The 16111-nt window shown below is 52.1% G+C and carries 12 protein-coding genes; all 12 read right to left on the bottom strand.

The features are described 5' to 3' along the window. Positions 1–522 precede the first annotated feature (522 nt). The gene (locus D3H35_RS20475) at positions 523–3159 is read right to left on the bottom strand and encodes a LuxR C-terminal-related transcriptional regulator (RefSeq protein WP_119151001.1); all 2637 of its coding nucleotides are present in this window, start codon (positions 3157–3159) and stop codon (positions 523–525) included. 32 nt (positions 3160–3191) lie between these two features. Then, positions 3192–5492, bottom strand: a complete 2301-nt coding sequence (locus D3H35_RS20470) for an extracellular solute-binding protein (protein ID WP_119151000.1) — start codon at positions 5490–5492, stop codon at positions 3192–3194. A gap of 189 nt (positions 5493–5681) precedes the next feature. Continuing rightward, positions 5682–6227 carry a hypothetical protein gene (locus D3H35_RS20465; RefSeq protein ID WP_147355903.1) on the bottom strand — a complete coding sequence of 182 codons (546 nt, stop codon included), beginning with the start codon at positions 6225–6227 and terminating at the stop codon, positions 5682–5684. Positions 6228–6734: 507 nt separating this feature from the next. Then, positions 6735–7445 carry an SDR family oxidoreductase gene (locus tag D3H35_RS20460; protein ID WP_119150998.1) on the bottom strand — a complete coding sequence of 237 codons (711 nt, stop codon included), beginning with the start codon at positions 7443–7445 and terminating at the stop codon, positions 6735–6737. A 64-nt stretch (positions 7446–7509) separates the two neighbouring features. Beyond that, positions 7510–8043, bottom strand: a complete 534-nt coding sequence (locus D3H35_RS20455) for a TetR/AcrR family transcriptional regulator (protein ID WP_233568022.1) — start codon at positions 8041–8043, stop codon at positions 7510–7512. 117 nt (positions 8044–8160) lie between these two features. Further along, complete coding sequence (locus D3H35_RS20450; RefSeq protein WP_119150996.1) at positions 8161–8676, bottom strand: GNAT family N-acetyltransferase; 516 nt, start codon at positions 8674–8676, stop codon at positions 8161–8163. A gap of 19 nt (positions 8677–8695) precedes the next feature. After that, entirely contained in the window at positions 8696–9901 is a 1206-nt protein-coding gene (cntE, locus tag D3H35_RS20445) for a staphylopine family metallophore export MFS transporter CntE (protein WP_119150995.1), read from the bottom strand. A 15-nt stretch (positions 9902–9916) separates the two neighbouring features. Then, positions 9917–11056 carry a cysteine synthase family protein gene (locus D3H35_RS20440; RefSeq protein ID WP_119150994.1) on the bottom strand — a complete coding sequence of 380 codons (1140 nt, stop codon included), beginning with the start codon at positions 11054–11056 and terminating at the stop codon, positions 9917–9919. A gap of 16 nt (positions 11057–11072) precedes the next feature. Further along, complete coding sequence (nikE, locus tag D3H35_RS20435) at positions 11073–12686, bottom strand: nickel ABC transporter ATP-binding protein NikE (RefSeq protein WP_119150993.1); 1614 nt, start codon at positions 12684–12686, stop codon at positions 11073–11075. An 11-nt stretch (positions 12687–12697) separates the two neighbouring features. Beyond that, positions 12698–13525 carry an ABC transporter permease gene (locus tag D3H35_RS20430; RefSeq protein WP_119150992.1) on the bottom strand — a complete coding sequence of 276 codons (828 nt, stop codon included), beginning with the start codon at positions 13523–13525 and terminating at the stop codon, positions 12698–12700. After that, positions 13518–14486 (bottom strand): ABC transporter permease, encoded by a 969-nt coding sequence (locus D3H35_RS20425; RefSeq protein WP_119150991.1) that lies wholly within the window; start codon positions 14484–14486, stop codon positions 13518–13520. The genes D3H35_RS20430 and D3H35_RS20425 overlap by 8 nt, the downstream gene beginning before the upstream one ends. A gap of 9 nt (positions 14487–14495) precedes the next feature. Then, complete coding sequence (locus D3H35_RS20420; protein WP_119150990.1) at positions 14496–16088, bottom strand: ABC transporter substrate-binding protein; 1593 nt, start codon at positions 16086–16088, stop codon at positions 14496–14498. Positions 16089–16111 lie beyond the last annotated feature (23 nt).

Genomic DNA, 16111 nt, shown 5'->3' with positions numbered 1-16111 from the left:
CAATGGGATGAGGTACCCTTCTTCGAGCGGGAAGTGTGTCCGAGCGCGCAACAATGGGATGAGGTACCATTCTTCGAGCGGAAAGTGTGTCCGAGCGCGCAACAATGGGATGAGGTACCATTCTTCGAGCGGAAAGTGTGTCCGAGCGCGCAACAATGGGATGAGGTACCCTTCTTCGAGCGGAAAGTGTGTCCGAGCGCGCAACAATGGTACGAGGTACCCTTCTTCGAGCGGGAAGTGTGTCCGAGCGCGCAACAATGGGACGAGGTACCATTCTTCCAGCTGAAAGTGTGTCCGAGCGCGCAACAATGGGACGAGGTACCATTCTTCCAGCTGAAAGTGTGTCCGAGCGCGCAACAATGGGATGAGGTACCATTCTTCGAGCGGAAAGTGTGTCCGAGCGCGCAACAATGGGATGAGGTACCCTTCTTCGAGCGGGAAGTGTGTCCGAGTGGGCAACAATGGGATGAGGTACCCTTCTTCGAGCGGGAAGTGCATCCCAGTACGTGTAGCTCCCGAAGGTCAAAGCAATCCAAGCTCGCGGGCGCGCGCCACCGCTTCGGTTCGTCTATGAACTTGCAGCTTGTCGAAAATAGTACGGTTGTGTCCCTTTACCGTACTCAAGGCAAGGAAAAGACGCTCGCAAATCTCATGATTCGAGAGCCCTTCGGAAATGAGCCGCAGCACCTCTAACTCGCGCTCGCTCAATGGCTCGATTAGAGGCTGGGCAAGCGGCAAGGGGCGCGATAGGCTTGCAGCTTCAAATACGGCCAGCAGCTTGGCCGCATAGTCCGTCCTGATCCCGCGTGCGGACGCTTCGATCAACAGTCGGGCCATCGGAACTCCTTCGTCGACAAACAGACGAATGAAACCTCCCGGCTCTGCCAGCGCCAGCGCGTCGCCGAGCAGTCGAACAGCCCCGCCCTTGTCGCCATGCTCATACAGGGCGACAGCTTGCAGGATCATGACTTTGAGCCGTTCGTCCTCCCAACCGCGCGCCTCCGCATGGCGGCGCAACGGCTCCAACGCCGCCAATGCCGCGGACGTATCTCCAACGGCCAGACGTACCCGGGCCAGGCTAACGGGGAGATCGTACTCACGAGCCAGACGCTCGGCTGCCGTCGGATTGCCCTGGCGCAGCAGCGCAAGCGCCTGGATGGCCGCAATCTCGGGCATCAAATGCATAAAACGATGCTGGCGCGCAAGCTGGCCGGCCTTGGCTAATAGAGCCGCCGCGCCGGCTGCATCTCCCCGAGCAAGCTTCAGGCGGGCGAAAAATACGTCGCAGGCAACGAATCGGTCCGTATTTTCTATCAGTCGAGCAAGCTGTACGCTCTTTTGTCCGTGCCATTCGGCGGCATCCAGCTCGTTCCGTTCATAGGCTAATTTAGCCAGACCCAGATGCGCTTCGCAAGCAATCGGCATGGGCGGATCGCCTGCCAGCTCCAGAGCTCGCCTGTAAGTCTGTTCCGCCAGCCCAAGCCTATTCTCCGATTGATGCAAGCTGCCGAGACCGATAGTGGCCGAAACGAGAATGATGAGGTGACCGATCGTCTGGCTGATCGATATAGCTTCTGTATAGGCCCGATTAGCCGCAGTACGATCCCCTTGAAGCTGGCAGGCATAGCCCAGCGTCCAGGTCGTGGCCGTGCGGACAGGCAGGTTGTCGGGATGCAAATGCTCCAAGGCGCGGCGCGACTGGGCAATAATCGTCTCGACTTGATGCTGGCTGACAGCTATCGCCGCCCTTATTGAAGCAATATGTCCGACAAGGTCGCGAGTTTTTTCGTCCAGCTCGACGCCTTGCAGCGCCGCTTCGGCAGCCTGAAGCTTCTGTTCGACTGCTGGCAATTGTCCGATCAACAACAACGCGGAGGCATGCATCGCCAATAAGGAAGGCATCGCGGTCAATACCGTCGCCGGCAGCGACTCAAGCCAGTTCAATACGGGGCCGACCGCTCCGCGAAAAAGCAAGGGCATTCCTTTTCCTTCCACCAGGCGAGCTGCGCGCTCGATATCGTTCGCGGCCGCAGCATGTTGAAAGGCCTCAATCTCCAAGCCGTTATCTTCGTACCATATGCTGGCGCATATATGCAATTCGGCCGCACCGCTCCCCTTCCCTCCTGCGGACGAGGCGGCGCTTTGGCTCAATCGCTGCCGCAGCAATTCGGCAAAGAGATGGTGATAGCGATACCAACGACGCTCATTGTCCAGAGGGACGATGAACAGGTTGGCGCGTTCGAGAGCTTCCAACGTTTCTTGTCCGGACGTCGAATCATCGGGGCGCTGAACGGCATCGCAAAGAGGACCGCACATGCGGTCGAGTACAGAGGTGCGCAGCAAGAAAGCCTGCACGCTATCCGATTGCTGCTGCAAAACTTCTTCGACCAAATAATCCAACACAAAACGGTGGCTGCCGGTAAAGGATTTGATGAAGCCGGCGGCGTCTTTATGCCCCTGCATGGAGATGGCGGCTAATTGCAAGCCGGCGATCCAGCCTTCGGTGCGGGTTTCAAGCGCGGCGACGTCTTCCGGCGAAAGGTGCAGCCCCATCGCTTGATTGAGAAATCCGGCTGCTTCGGTCAGAGTAAATCGCAAATCCACAGCGCGAAGCTCTGTCAGTTGACCTCGGACGCGCAGCCGCGCCAAGGGAAATTGCGGATCCTCGCGCGTAGCGACGACCACGTGCATCTGAGGGGGCATACGCTCAAGAAGAAAGACGAGGGCTTGGTCGATCGGATTGGCATCGATAACATGGTAATCGTCAAGGACGAGGACGAAGGGGTTCGGATTGGCATGAATTTCGTTAAGGAGAGCCGTCAAAATCGATTCAATAGGCGGCGAGTGCGACGATTGGAGCATGCCGAACACGCTTTCTCCGACATTCGTTCCAATCGTCTGCAAGGCAGCGGTCAGATAAGTCAGAAAGCGTGCGGGATCGTTATCCCCCTCATCCAGCGACAGCCAAGCGGCCGACCGTCCGCAACCGGCGATCCATTCGCTTGCCAGCGTCGTCTTGCCGAAGCCTGCCGAGGCGGAGACGAGGGTCAGCTTGCGATGCAGACCCTCGTTTAAACGCTCGGTCAGGCGGCTGCGACTGATAGCGTTAGGCCGAGGCGGAGGTATATAAAGCTTGGTGGATAAAATTGGCATAGTCATGCATTAATTATAATAATTCCGGCTTTTCTTCGTCAATTGCCGGGATACGCGCGCTCGATCTCCCGTAATTTGTCCTGGATCGTTCGAACAGCGGTTTCTTTATCCGTTATTCCATTAACGTATTGCTCCGTCCTGCTTAATACCGCGTCCGTAATTCGATTATCCAAATCGCGCAAGGCATTCAAGCTCGCGACAATCGTCCTGAGCTGTTCAATCGCATTTCGGCGTTGATCGGACGTTCCTAATTGCTCCTTCAAATTGTCAAAGGATTTCTTGAATATAAGGTTGTTCGGATCGACACTTTCAATAAGGAACAGCATGAATTTCAAAGCTTCTTCCTTTACTTTGCTGTCTTCATTGATAGAATATCCTTCCTGTAAGGTGAAGGAATGCTTGCCCGATTTCGGCGAAGCGGGACTTGGAAGCAGCATTTTCTCGTTCCCTATTAATTCAATGTAGTTCGGGAAATGCGACGGTATGAACGGCGTTAAATGAAACAAAGGATTGTCGCCAGGAGGCTGCGCATGGTCCCCCTTTATGCCGATCGCTTTCATCGTATCCAAAAATTGGGTCAATAATTGCTTCTGACCTTCCGGACTGCCTTGTGCGGACAAGAGATCGGTTTGAAATGAATCCATTATTTCTTCATAAGTAAACGGAAACTGGTAGCCGTTCGAACCGAAAAACGACCATGACTTTATGCCGGAATTCGATTTTTTGGCATCGCTGGAAAGCCGGATAAGATCGCTCCATTTGTACTGAAGCGGCGGTAAATCCCGAGCCGTCTTCTTATCGGCCAAATTGACATGCATCGCTATCCTTGCGGGAACAATCATCAGTTTGCCGTCTACTCTGACGGAATCGATAATGTTAGGAAAAAACCGTTCCTTTCCCTTGATCCATTGTTCCGAGGCAATTTGGTCGATATCCGCAAGGTATCCTTTTTTAATATAATCCTCATAGGGCAATAACTGGACAGCCATGATATCCCAACGAGTTTTGTTCGAGAGCAGCTGAGAATCGGCATACTTTGAATATTCGGCAGGGTTAAATTCTTCTGCATCTTTTCGATAGGATATGAGATTAATTTTTATATGTGGATTCAGCCGTTCATATTGAGCAATTTTTTGTTCGAGACCGTACTCAATGAAAGGTACGAACAAGGTTACATTCGTCTTTTTTGCTTGCTCTTTTTCAATCGCCGCCATCCGTTCGGCCTTTTCGTTCCCCGTCAGCGTTCGATAGGAATATATTTTATTAATTTGAGGATCTATCGGAGAAGTAACCATATATACATTCATGAAATCAGGCTGTTCAAAAACGAAATACCCCGGAGCAAGAGCTTTGTCGCCATTCATTATTGTCGAGTTATCGATTCCGGCGGCATACTGGTTGAAATCTATAACCTCTCCCGTTTCCGCCCCATCTGCGCCGAACGATATAACCTTGTCGTTAGACGCGACGAAAATTCGATCTTGCTCCTTTTCAAATTGAATCTTTACCGGCAAGAAATGCTCCCTGAACGTTTTTGTCCATACGTTTTTTTGGTTCGATAAGTTATACGCAATTAAATCTATGCGATCCATTTGATCTTGAAGGATAACCATTTCATTCTTATTGATAAGAGCTGCATCGATAATTCTTCCGATCGACACAGTCTGTTCCTGTTTGTTCACGACATCGACGGCTTTATTGGAAGGGACCGCAATCTCCCCTATCGTCTTCCCCTCTAAATCGACCATCTGAATTCCGGTTCCGGCAACGATAATAAATCGGTTGTCTTGCGCGATTATTTCGCCCGGCTGCATATCAGGAATTCGATCTGAGTTTTCAATTGAAATTTTTCTCGTCAAAACTCCGTCTTTATTGTAAGCAAAAATCATTTTTTTACCGTAGGGATAAGGCAAATCGTCCTTTTTCACGGTTTCATACTGCAGGATGTATATATTCCCATTATCGTCCAAATCGTAAACGAGGCGAGCACCGATATTGAACTTCCCGTAAGGGTTCTCTATATCTAAAAGCTCGGCAGCAGGAATCAAGTTGCCCGCGTCATTCAAGATCGGACTGATTTTCGTAAATTTGGAATCCGTATAAGCCAAATGATAGGAATGATCTTGCGGGTCCCTATAGGAACAAACGAATTTATCGTTCGCCTTCCGGATCGAAAGCAATTCAAAATCCGTTTGAATCGATATTTCCTTCTCCTCGAACAAGCTGCCGGATTCGACAGCCGGGTTATTTCCCGCGTTATTACACCCCGTAATCAATACTATCAAGATAAGAAGCGCGCAAATCAAACGTCGGGCGCGTTGGGCTTTGTTACCGTTCATCAATTAATCAACTCCTCTACTATACAAAGAGGTTCCAAGAAAAAACAGCTTCCTCGGAAGAGAAAGCTCTCCTAAAGACATAGCGTCTTCTCCTTGGCAGAGTTTGTTGAGTCGGCTGCTTATTGCCGCAAGGAGAAGCGCTTGTCCCTAATCTATTCGGAAGCAATCCGCTCGGAGCGAATCAGTTCCTTATACCAGGTCGTACACGTACCCTTTGTAAAATCCAGTGAAGGTAGTGTCAATATAGCAGTAGCTGCTCGTCCAATAATGGTAAGGCGAGCTTGAAGAAGCGGCGAATTTCGAAAGTGTTCCGTAATGATCATGTCCGCTTGCAGTTACAAGAACGGATATGGAAGGGTGATAATCGGTGTTGTCCCAGCTATAGGTTGTAAGCAATAAACTGCTATGGCTGTGGCTTGCGCTATACGTATAAACCTGAGTTCTGACATTATCACGCGTAGTGCTGTACTCGAAAGAATGCGCAAACACACTGGTCGAAAAGCTTAAGCAAAGTACGGCTGCAGCAAGCAATGAAAAAAGTTTCTTCAAATTTCCCGCCTCCCTAATTTGGAAATAATTAATAAATATAGGGTATTCTGGCCAGTGATCCCTGACAAGAATATAGTTTATCGCGACTTCTATGTCAACCATTTCCAGATCAATTTTGGTAAAAATTTCATAAAGAAAAATCACACCCTCAGGTGTGATGAAATGCCGTCCCTCCGTCATTTTCAATATAAGCGCCCCAATCGCCCAACGTCAGCATAGGCTCAATGGTAAGGACCATGCCATTCTGCAATTGCACGCCTGTGTCCTTAACGCCGTAATGTTGCGCTCTCGACCGCACTTCCTGCCGAATTTATGTACTGCGTCCCACTGTTGCGCCCTCGATCACGCGTCCCGCCGAATGTATGGTACCTCGTCCCACTGTTGCGCTCTCGACCACACTTCCCGCCGAATGTATGGTACCTCGTCCCACTGTTGCGCTCTCGAACGCATTTCCCGCCGAATGTATGGTACCTCGTCCCACTGTTGCGCTCTCGACCGCACTTCCCGCCGAATGTATGGTACCTCGTCCCACTGTTGCACTCTCGAACGCACTTCCCGCCGATTGTATATGTGAGTTATATATGAAAAGAAAGCGACTTCGAAGCTTAGGGGATCGCAAATAAAAAAAACGGCCTCTCTGCCGCAATGGTCGGAACCATGGGCGAGTGCCGTTTTTATATTAAAGAATCCGTATTACCAAGGGAGAGTCTCCGATCCATGAAACAAGCCGCCCGTCGGTCCATCGCTCGGAAGTGTCGCCAAGGACACGGCCGTCTCAGCCCCTTCATGGATTTCCATGTCGGCATCTTTTCCGCCCAAATCGGTTTTAACCCATCCCGGGTGACAGGCGTTTACCTTCACGTTCGTTCCCCTGAGCTGGATGGATAGCTGCGCCGTCCATGCGTTAAGCGCCGCTTTCGATGCCGTGTACGCGGGAGCGGCGGCTTTGGCGTACATCTCGTTAGTCAGAATAGTCGCAACCGAACCAAGTATGCTCGATTGATTGACAATTCGCCCTTCTGGGCTGGCATTCAATAATGGAAGAAGAGCTTCGGTCAATGCGTGAGCGCCGAAAATATTGACTTCAAAAGTCCGCCGCATCACATCCGTGTTATTGCCTTCATGATCCAAAAAAATACCCGCATTGTTAACGAGAATATCCAGTTTCCCGTATTCCGCCTTAATCTTTGCGGCAACAGCCCGGATATGCCGATCATCGGTCACGTCCAATTCAACCGGGTAGGCCTCGATATTTTCAGCTTTCAATTGCACCGCTGCGTCTTCCGCCTTGGATAGGCTTCGGGCTCCGAGAAGCACGATAATGCCTTGCCGTCCAAGCTGCCGCCCGATCTCCAAGCCGAGTCCCCTGTTTGCTCCCGTTATCAATGCGATTTTGTTATTCATCTAAAATAAAACCTCCTGTAGATTATATATTTCATACCAAACGGTACAAAATGAGCAAAAAAAATCATTCTAGTAATGAAAGGATTTCCGCTGTCGCATTTTCAACATATGAACGATCGGGCCCGGTCTTCATCGTAACGGAAAGACCGATAGCCGAAATCGTCAATGCGCGAGCGACGGCTTCAGCATTCAACCGATTGGAGAGCTCTCCCGTTCGAATGCCGTTCTCAATCGTTTGTCGAAACAGCTCGGTAAGCTTTGTCTGATAGTCTTTGGTAAATTGGGCATATATCTTGTCATGAGGCGCCAGCTCAACCATCGTATTCACGCACAAACAGCCCAATTCGGGTTTGGAACCGCCGACCCCTTCTATAATCCCTTGAAAATACGTGCGTGCAGCTTCCTTAACCGAAGGCGCATTCCGCATTCCGTTCTCAATAAAGGAAAGGCTCATTTGCGCAAACTTATTAAGCGCAGCTTCAAACAGCTCCTTCTTTCCTCCAAAAGCGGCATACAAGCTTGGACGCTGAATGCCCATTCGCGAGGTCAGATCGCTTATCGAGCTTGCCTCGTAGCCTTTCTCCAAAAATACTTGCATGGCTGCAGCCAATGCTTGCTGTTCATCAAACTCCGGGGTCTTACCATAGGTACGATCACTCTTTCTGTACTTATCGGTACATAACAATATTACAACCATTACCGGAAGTCGTCAAGCCTATTTTCTCCATCTTTTGCTCATGTGCACAATCCGCTCCGATTCCCAATAACGTTCGCAGTACCCCCGGGATTGCCAGAAAGGATACCCTCCCGGCAAGTGCAGAGAAGTATGCAAGCAGTTCTCCTCATACCCGGCTTCTCTCGCAAATTGTTCGGCTTTCTCATAGAGGCGACTTCCGATTCCCATTCTTCGGCTCTCCGGGTGGATATAAAATTTGACGATTTCGCAGACCGGCCCATTTCCGATAAAGGGCTCCGCTTCGGGAAACCGCCTGTCGTACGGCTTGACCGCCGCTGTGCCGACGATGCGGCCTTTCCTATCTTCCGCTATGAAAAAATTAGCGTTCGCAGGCTGTATGTACACTTCCTCGAAGAAAGCCAGATCGTACGGATTCTCATAATAAGCGCCTCGCGGGTATAGGTTGCTCATCATCGCCAGTACAAAATGTTTAATTTCCGCACTCCTCCCCTTATCCGCCGACAAAATTCGAAACTCTATTCCTTGCTGCTTCATAAGCGCATTCCTCCTCGTTTTATTCGCATTCGGCTTGCTGTAAGCGACTTTTCATCCTGCGGTTCAACAACGCTATGCAGACGGCGATTGCCGCCAATCCCGCAGTTGCCGCATACATCGTGCTGTAGGAGAAAATATCGGCAATCGGCCCCATCGCCATCCCTCCCATCGAAACGCCAAGATCGGCCGTTGCAATGAACAATCCAATGAATAGGTTGCGGGAAGCTCCGGGCAGTACAAAGGTCAAATACGTCGTCAGCGTCGGATACAGCATCGCCTGGGCTATGCCGATCAGAACCGCCGCCGCATAGAAGACGAGCGGGCCAAAGGCTTGCGACAACGACAGCAGCAAAGCGCCGACGGCTCCGAACGAACAGATCGCTCCAACATACCGCGAATGCCAGTGGCCGTCGGACGGAATACGCTTGCGGAGCGCGAACCGGGCGACAACGATAATGAAAGCTTGCAGCATCAAATAGAGTCCGGCATGTCCATACGAGATTTGCCGGGCATACAGCGGGATGAACGCAGTGACCGCTCCGAACACGACGGATGCTATCAGCATCAGAGCGCTGCAGATCACTAGCGGGCGATGGCTTGCTATTTGGCTCAATGCGCCGCGCAGTCCCGTTCGTTGCTCGGAGCTCTCCTCCCGCTTCCGGACGATGGAAGGCATCGGAACTCGAAAGCCGAACACCCCCGTCGTCAGCGCCATCGTGATCATAACGACCGTAAAGCCGCTCATGCCTCCCCAGTCCCAAATGCCAATCGCAATCAGCGGGCCGATAATCGTCGGCATATACGTAAACAGCGAATAGAGGGACAGCCCTTGCGACCGCTGCTCCTCCGGCAGCGCGTCAATAATACCTATCTGAAGCGCCATGGAAAAAAAGGCTGTGCATACCCCCTGCATGACGCGCGCAGCAAAATACCCTTCCAAGCCGGAAAAAGGATACAGGACAAGAGCCAAACCGTTCACGACCAGCAAAATGCGAAGCACGATGACAGGCCCATGCTTGTCAATCAGCTTACCGGCCCATGGCCGAAAAAACATGCACGTAAACATATAAGCGCCCATAATGAACCCAATGTCGCTATTGCTGGCGCCCAACGATTCGATTCGGATCGGTATCATGACGTTCAAGATCGAATTGGCGCTGAAGAACAACAACGCAAGGGCATATAGGCGCAGAAAAGGCGCTGAAAAAGCATGGTTTGCGATCATTTGAATAGTAACCTCTTAGTCGATCGTAATGGAGCGCTCCGAATTGGAATGCTCTCGGGCCAATACCTCTTCGTTCATGCGAAGCGTGGAATCCGGAACTTCCAGGCTCTGAATCAAGTCTAATCGCTCGTTCACGCTATCCGCCGGGTGCGTGCTCCAAGGCTGCAATTGCCGCGCCATAGCGCGGATGGACGCTATATCGGCAGCAGCCGCAAAGCCTTGCTCCTCCATCCATTCATCATTGAATAAGGTTGGAATATAGCGCTCCCCGCCATCGGACACCATGCATACGATACATTGGTCCGGCGCAAGCTCCTGCGCCATCTTGAGAGCGACGAGCGCGCAAGCTCCGCTGGAGGGACCCATGAGGATGCCTTCATGACGGGCAAACGCCCGGGCCGCGAGGAATGCCTGCTCATCCGTTATTTTATAGGCGCAATCGACGTATTCCATGTTCAAATTAAGCGGCGTCCAGCTCAAGCCTATGCCGGGTATTCGATAGGAATCGGAACGTCCCCCAAAAATAGCGGAACCGACCGCATCCACTCCGATGATTTGCACGTTCGGCGCAACTCGTTTTAAATATTTCGAAATGCCGCCTAATTGTCCCCCCGTGCTGACAGCCGTTACGAAGGCCGCGATTTTATTCGAGCAGCTATCCACAATTTCGCGAGCCGTGCTATTGTAATGCGCTTCGCTATTAAGAAGATTAAAGCATTGGTCGGGACGATAGGAATTCTCGATTTCCCGCGCCAGCTTGTTGGCCAATGAGATTCTTGTTTTATGATAGCTGCCGGAGTCGTCTTGCTCGGTTACAACGATGACTTCCGCTCCAAACCCTTTTAACAGCGCCAAATTGGCGCTTGTCGTCTTCGGATCTACCAGAATAATTACGCGATAGCCTTTGGCCGCTCCGATCATCGCCAAGGATATACCGAAATTGCCGCTTGAAGACTCGATGATCGCACCCCCGGGCTTCAACAGCCCCCTGCGCTCGGCTTCCTCAACAATATAGATGGCCGCTCGGTCCTTGATGCTTCCTCCCGGGTTGTACCGCTCGTACTTGAGCAGCACTTGGCCTTCATTCGCCTTATTCGTATTTGGAATCCGAATAAGCGGCGTATGGCCGATTGTGTCCAAAATAGTGGCGATCATAGCGGATCACTCCTTCTTAATAAAGACCTTGCTCCAAATCTCCCGCGCATTTGAGCAGCAATTGCGTATGCGGCTGATCGCTTTCATGAATGAGTTCGCTTGCCCTCTTCACTTCGCAGAAGCTTCCATCGTTCATCACTGCGATTTGATGGCAAAAGGATCGGAGAACTCGGACGTCGTGCGAAATCATAAGGATCGAAAATCCGAATTGCTTATGAAGGCGCTGCAGCAACGCCAATATTTGCGCCTGCACGCTCATATCCAAAGCGGATACCGCTTCATCGCAAATAAGAATTTCCGGACTCAGAACGAGCGCTCTTGCAATGGCGATACGCTGGCATTGCCCCGTGCTTAGCTGAGGAGGCCTCCTTGTTTGCATGTCTCCGACAATTCCCACTTCTTGCAGATAGAACCTGGCCATTGCTTCCCGTTCTTTTTCGTTTCCGATCCGCAAGTAACGAAGCGGCTCCTGAACGAGCTGCAAAGCAGTGCGCCCCGGATTAAGACTGGCTCTCGCATCCTGGAACACCAATTGGATGTGCTTGCAAATGTCGCGTTTCGCCCTGCCTTGCAGACGGCTAATGTCGGTGCCGCGATAGACCACGCGTCCTCCGTTCGGAGTCTCCAAGCCCGCGATACATTTGGCCAACGTTGATTTTCCGCAGCCGCTTTGCCCGAGAATGCCGACGATTTCCTTGCTGTTCAACGTAAGATTGACATCGTGCAAAACTCGCTTCTTCCGATTAAACGTCTTTTCCAGCCGAACGATTTCGAGCAAAGGCTTGCCCGAATGCGGCTGCTCGCGATTTCGCGGCCGCTTGGCGATTGAAGATCGCGAAGACAGCAATTGACGCGTGTAGGCAGCCTGGGGCTTCGAGAATACAGCTCTCGTGTCGCCTTCTTCCGCTATAACCCCTTTGTTCAACACAATGACTCGATCGCTCACCGCATTCGCCACGGCAATATCGTGAGTAATCAGAAGAACCGTCAAGCCAAGCTCCTCCTGCATCCTTTTCAACAAATCAAGCACTTCCTTCTGGCTTACGGTGTCCAGCGCGGAGGTCGGTTCGTCCGCAATGAGCACGGCCGGCTTAAGACATAGCGCCAGAGCCAGACAGATCCGTTGACACATGCCGCCGCTGAGCTGGAAAGGATAACAATCGAGAATGCGATGCCCCTCCGCAAAGTTGAGCCTGGTCAGCAGGTTGACGCTTATGGACACGATTTCAGCTTCGGATGAAGCCAGCCGGTGAAAAAGAAGGCTCTCTCGAAAATGCTCTTTTATTTTCATGACGGGATTAAGCGCCTGCTGCGCGTCCTGAAAGAGCATGGCGATCCCTCTTCCCCTAATCCGCTCCCATTGTACGCTCTTGTCGGACATATCCGCGATCAAGGCGGAGCCGATCTTCAAAGCTCCGCCGCCGATCTGTGCGGAAGGGGGAAGCAAACCTGTGACCGCCTTGGCAATCGTCGATTTTCCCGACCCGCTTTCTCCAATCAGGGCAAGGATTTCGCCTTTTTTTAGCTCAAACGCGAGGTTATCCAATATCGTTACGGACTGCCCGTTTTGGCGATAGGCCACTTGCAGGCCGCTGACCTGCAAGATCGTCCCGCCTTCTTTTGTCGACATGTTTGAGCCTCCTACAGCCCCGATTTTTCATAAGGATCCAGCCGATCCCGCAGCCCTTCTCCGATCAAGTTAAAAGCCAGCACCGTCAGAAAAATAAACAAAGCGGGGCCGATCAGAATGTGCGGAGCTTGCATAAAATGATCGCGCCCGTCCGCCAGCATGCTGCCCCATTCGGGAGTCGGCGGCTGCGAGCCCAATCCCAGGAAAGAAAGCGCCGCTATGGACAGAATGAGGCTGCCCAGCTCAAAGGTCGCCAAAATAAGAACCGGACTTAACGCTTTCGGAAGCAGCTCCTTGAAGATGAGCGTTCCGCTCGTTGCCCCGAGAACTTTGGCCGCCGCAAAGGAGGTTTCATTCTTCGCATGCAGCACGACGCTGCGCGTCAATCGCGCAAAGGAAACCCACCATACCGACACGACAGCGATTAGAAGGTGGATCAGGCTGGTGCCGAATAAAGCCGCAATGACCATGGCCAGCACCATAAAGGGAAAGGCTAACAGCACATCGATGAGGCGCATCAGCAGCCTGTCGATGATCGCGCCGTGAAACATTCCGGCGGCCAAGCCGGTCAGCAGCCCGATCAAAAGAGCGGTACATAGCGCGAAGACGGACGAAAGCATCGTGTTTTTCCCTCCGTAAAGCGTTCGGGAAAGGACGTCTCTGCCGAAGCGATCCGTACCCAAAGGGTGTTGGACGGTTGGTTTCTCCAGTCGTTCGGACGCATTTTGCTTCACCGGATCATGAGGGGCAATCCACCGCGCGCCCAAAATAGAAACGGCCAACAGACTTAAGATAAGGAGGCCGAAAATGAAGCTGATCGGATTGTTGGAGTCAGGCATACCGCTCTCCCCCTGCTTCTCCTCTGCGATGGATACGAGGATCGATGAGAGCGTACGCAACTTCGACGAGTAAGTTAATAAGAATTACGATGGATACCATGACCAACGCATACCCTTGAATGACCGGGTAATCTTTAAGCAGAATGCTGTCGAGAGCATACTTGCCGGCGCCCGGCCAGGAAAAAATGCTTTCGGTAACGACGGCGCCGCTAACGAGAGTCGCAAGAGACAGCGCAACCATCGTTATGACCGGCAGCAGCGCGTTGCGCAAGGCATGCCCGACTACCCGTTTTCGATTCAACCCTCTCGATATAGCCGAGAGCACATAAATTTTGCCAAACTCGGACAACAGGTTCGCCCTCACGATCCGTATGAACGGCGGTGCTCCCATAAGGCCCAATGTAACGCCGGGAAGCCATAGTCTAGCAAAGCTAGCTTCGCTGCTTATTTCGTAGACGTTCAACGTCACTGCAAAAAAAGATAATAAGAACAGCGCCATAACGAACGCCGGGGTGGAAGCCAGAGTAACACAGGCGAGTCTGATGACATTGTCGTACGTCTTGCCCGCCTTAAGCGCCGAGACCGTTCCGAAGAACAGTCCCAGCACGACTTGAACGAGAAGAGCGAATACAGACAGCATGATCGTTGCCGGAAGTCTGCCCGCTATTTCCGAGCCGACCGGTCTTCCCGTATGGATGGAAGCTCCCAAGTCCAGTTGCAGCAAGCGCTTGGTCCATTCCCCATATTGTACGATCATGTTTCGATCCAAGCCCCATTGCGCGCGCAGCTCGGCCGCTTTCTCGTCATAGGCTTGCTTGCTTCCGGCGACCTCTCCCGAATGGCTCAGCAGCACTTTAACCGGATCTCCGGGAGCCAGACGAATCAATACAAAGATAATAAGCGTGGCGCAAAATAACGTGATGAAAGCTTCCGGCAGCTTGCGTAAAAAAGACTTGTACATAAATCCCGCCTATTTGGAATCCAAAGTCAGATCCGCATTCACGACGTTCTCAAACTGTCTGAAGTGTTCCTTGAAGCCATGCAGCTTGCTGCTGATCGCCGAAATTTGTGGACGCGGGAACAAGCTGATGACGGGCGCCTGCTGCGCGACCCTCTCGTTAATCTTGAGCGCCAACGAATGGCGCGCCGCCTCGTCGGACGCCTCGGCCAGCTGCGACAACCATTGATTAGTTTCTTCATCGTTATAGCCGCCATAGTTCGCTCTTCCTTCCGGCGCATACTGGCCTGTCAATAAGGACAGTTCATCCCCGAAGGTGCTCCATGCTTCAATCGAGGCGTCCCAATCTCCGGATTCACGCGCCGTTTCGATTAAGCTGTAGTCCCCGTGCTGCACTTCCGCCTTAACGCCGATGCCGGTCCATTGATTTTGCAAAGCTTCGCCCAACGCTTTATCGCCGCCCCAGGTCATTAAGCGCAAAGTAAGAGGTTTGCCATCCTTGTATCGAATGCCGTCGGAGCCCTTCTTCCAGCCTGCCTCATCCAATAGCCGGGAAGCTTCTTCCGGGTCAAACTTGGCGTAAACCGCGTTTCGCGCTTCTGCATAAGCAGGATTGGAGCTTAACCATGTGCTGACCGGAAAGCTCTGCCCTTCCGCAGCCAGAATAACGAGATCCTCCCGATTCAGTCCCCATGACAGAGCTTGCCTGACTCTGACATCCTTCAACTGCGGCCGGCTCAAATTGAGATAAATCGTTTGCGTGTTGGCCGCCGGAACGGCGGAGAGAACCGCCTCCTTGCTGTCTTTGAGCTGAGCCAAGCTCGAAGGGCTAATATTCAATGCGACTTGGCTTCGTCCGCTCAATACGGAAAGCACCCTCGTTTGCTCCTCGCTAATCTCCTCATAGACGACCCGTTGGATTTTCGGCTTCTTACCCCAATAGCTCTCGTTCTTTTCCAGAACCAATTTCTGTTTGGGAATAAACTCGGTCACTTTGTACATGCCGGACAGGTCCATCGTAGGAACGGCATCGTGCTTGGCCGCCGTATTGTGAATAACCGTCTGGTAGTAGGAAAGGTTCAAGGGCACCGACAGATGGCTGCGCTTGGTCTTGACGCGCAGAGTGTAATCGTCCGCTTTGGCGAACGTTAATTCCTCCAGAAACGGCTTCGCTTGCAGATCAAGAGCTTTGGAGCGCTCCAGGGAGGCGATGACCGCATCCGCATCGATCGCTTTTCCGCTCCAGAAGCGCGCTTCAGGTCTTAATTTGATCTCCCACGTAGTCGGATCGACCTCGGTTGCGCTTTCGGCCAGCGAAGGCTCGACCTTGCCCTCGGCGTTAACGATGAACAGCGCTTCCGCCGCGCCGATATTTCTCAGATAGCTGGACGTAAGCGGTTGGACAGGGTCCAGGCTTGCCGCGATTTCCTGGCCTGCGACAATCAGTTCTTGATCGTTCGGTTTGTCCGTGCCTGCGCTTGCTTGCTCCGTCCCCGTCCCGTTGCTAGGCTTACCGGCAGCGTCGTTTGTTGAATTCGTATTGTTGCCGCATGCAGATGTTGTAATAATTACGAATAGAAGCGCTGCGAAAAAAAGATTTTTCATAGTAACCTCCGCTCCACAATGCT

The organism is Cohnella faecalis (assembly GCF_003570905.1).
Classification (GTDB): Bacteria; Bacillota; Bacilli; order Paenibacillales; family Paenibacillaceae; genus Cohnella; species Cohnella faecalis.
This window is presented reverse-complemented; position numbering and strand designations above follow the sequence as displayed.

What these genes read in the sequence shown, in the direction of transcription:
- D3H35_RS20475 (WP_119151001.1), bottom strand. Translation starts at nt 3,159, where the DNA reads ATGACTATGCCAATTTTATCCACCAAGCTTTATATACCTCCGCCTCGG.
- D3H35_RS20470 (WP_119151000.1), bottom strand. Translation starts at nt 5,492, where the DNA reads ATGAACGGTAACAAAGCCCAACGCGCCCGACGTTTGATTTGCGCGCTT.
- D3H35_RS20440 (WP_119150994.1), bottom strand. Translation starts at nt 11,056, where the DNA reads ATGATCGCCACTATTTTGGACACAATCGGCCATACGCCGCTTATTCGG.
- D3H35_RS20455 (WP_233568022.1), bottom strand. Translation starts at nt 8,043, where the DNA reads ATGCAAGTATTTTTGGAGAAAGGCTACGAGGCAAGCTCGATAAGCGAT.
- cntE (WP_119150995.1), bottom strand. Translation starts at nt 9,901, where the DNA reads ATGATCGCAAACCATGCTTTTTCAGCGCCTTTTCTGCGCCTATATGCC.
- nikE (WP_119150993.1), bottom strand. Translation starts at nt 12,686, where the DNA reads ATGTCGACAAAAGAAGGCGGGACGATCTTGCAGGTCAGCGGCCTGCAA.
- D3H35_RS20460 (WP_119150998.1), bottom strand. Translation starts at nt 7,445, where the DNA reads ATGAATAACAAAATCGCATTGATAACGGGAGCAAACAGGGGACTCGGC.
- D3H35_RS20425 (WP_119150991.1), bottom strand. Translation starts at nt 14,486, where the DNA reads ATGTACAAGTCTTTTTTACGCAAGCTGCCGGAAGCTTTCATCACGTTA.
- D3H35_RS20420 (WP_119150990.1), bottom strand. Translation starts at nt 16,088, where the DNA reads ATGAAAAATCTTTTTTTCGCAGCGCTTCTATTCGTAATTATTACAACA.
- D3H35_RS20430 (WP_119150992.1), bottom strand. Translation starts at nt 13,525, where the DNA reads ATGCCTGACTCCAACAATCCGATCAGCTTCATTTTCGGCCTCCTTATC.
- D3H35_RS20450 (WP_119150996.1), bottom strand. Translation starts at nt 8,676, where the DNA reads ATGAAGCAGCAAGGAATAGAGTTTCGAATTTTGTCGGCGGATAAGGGG.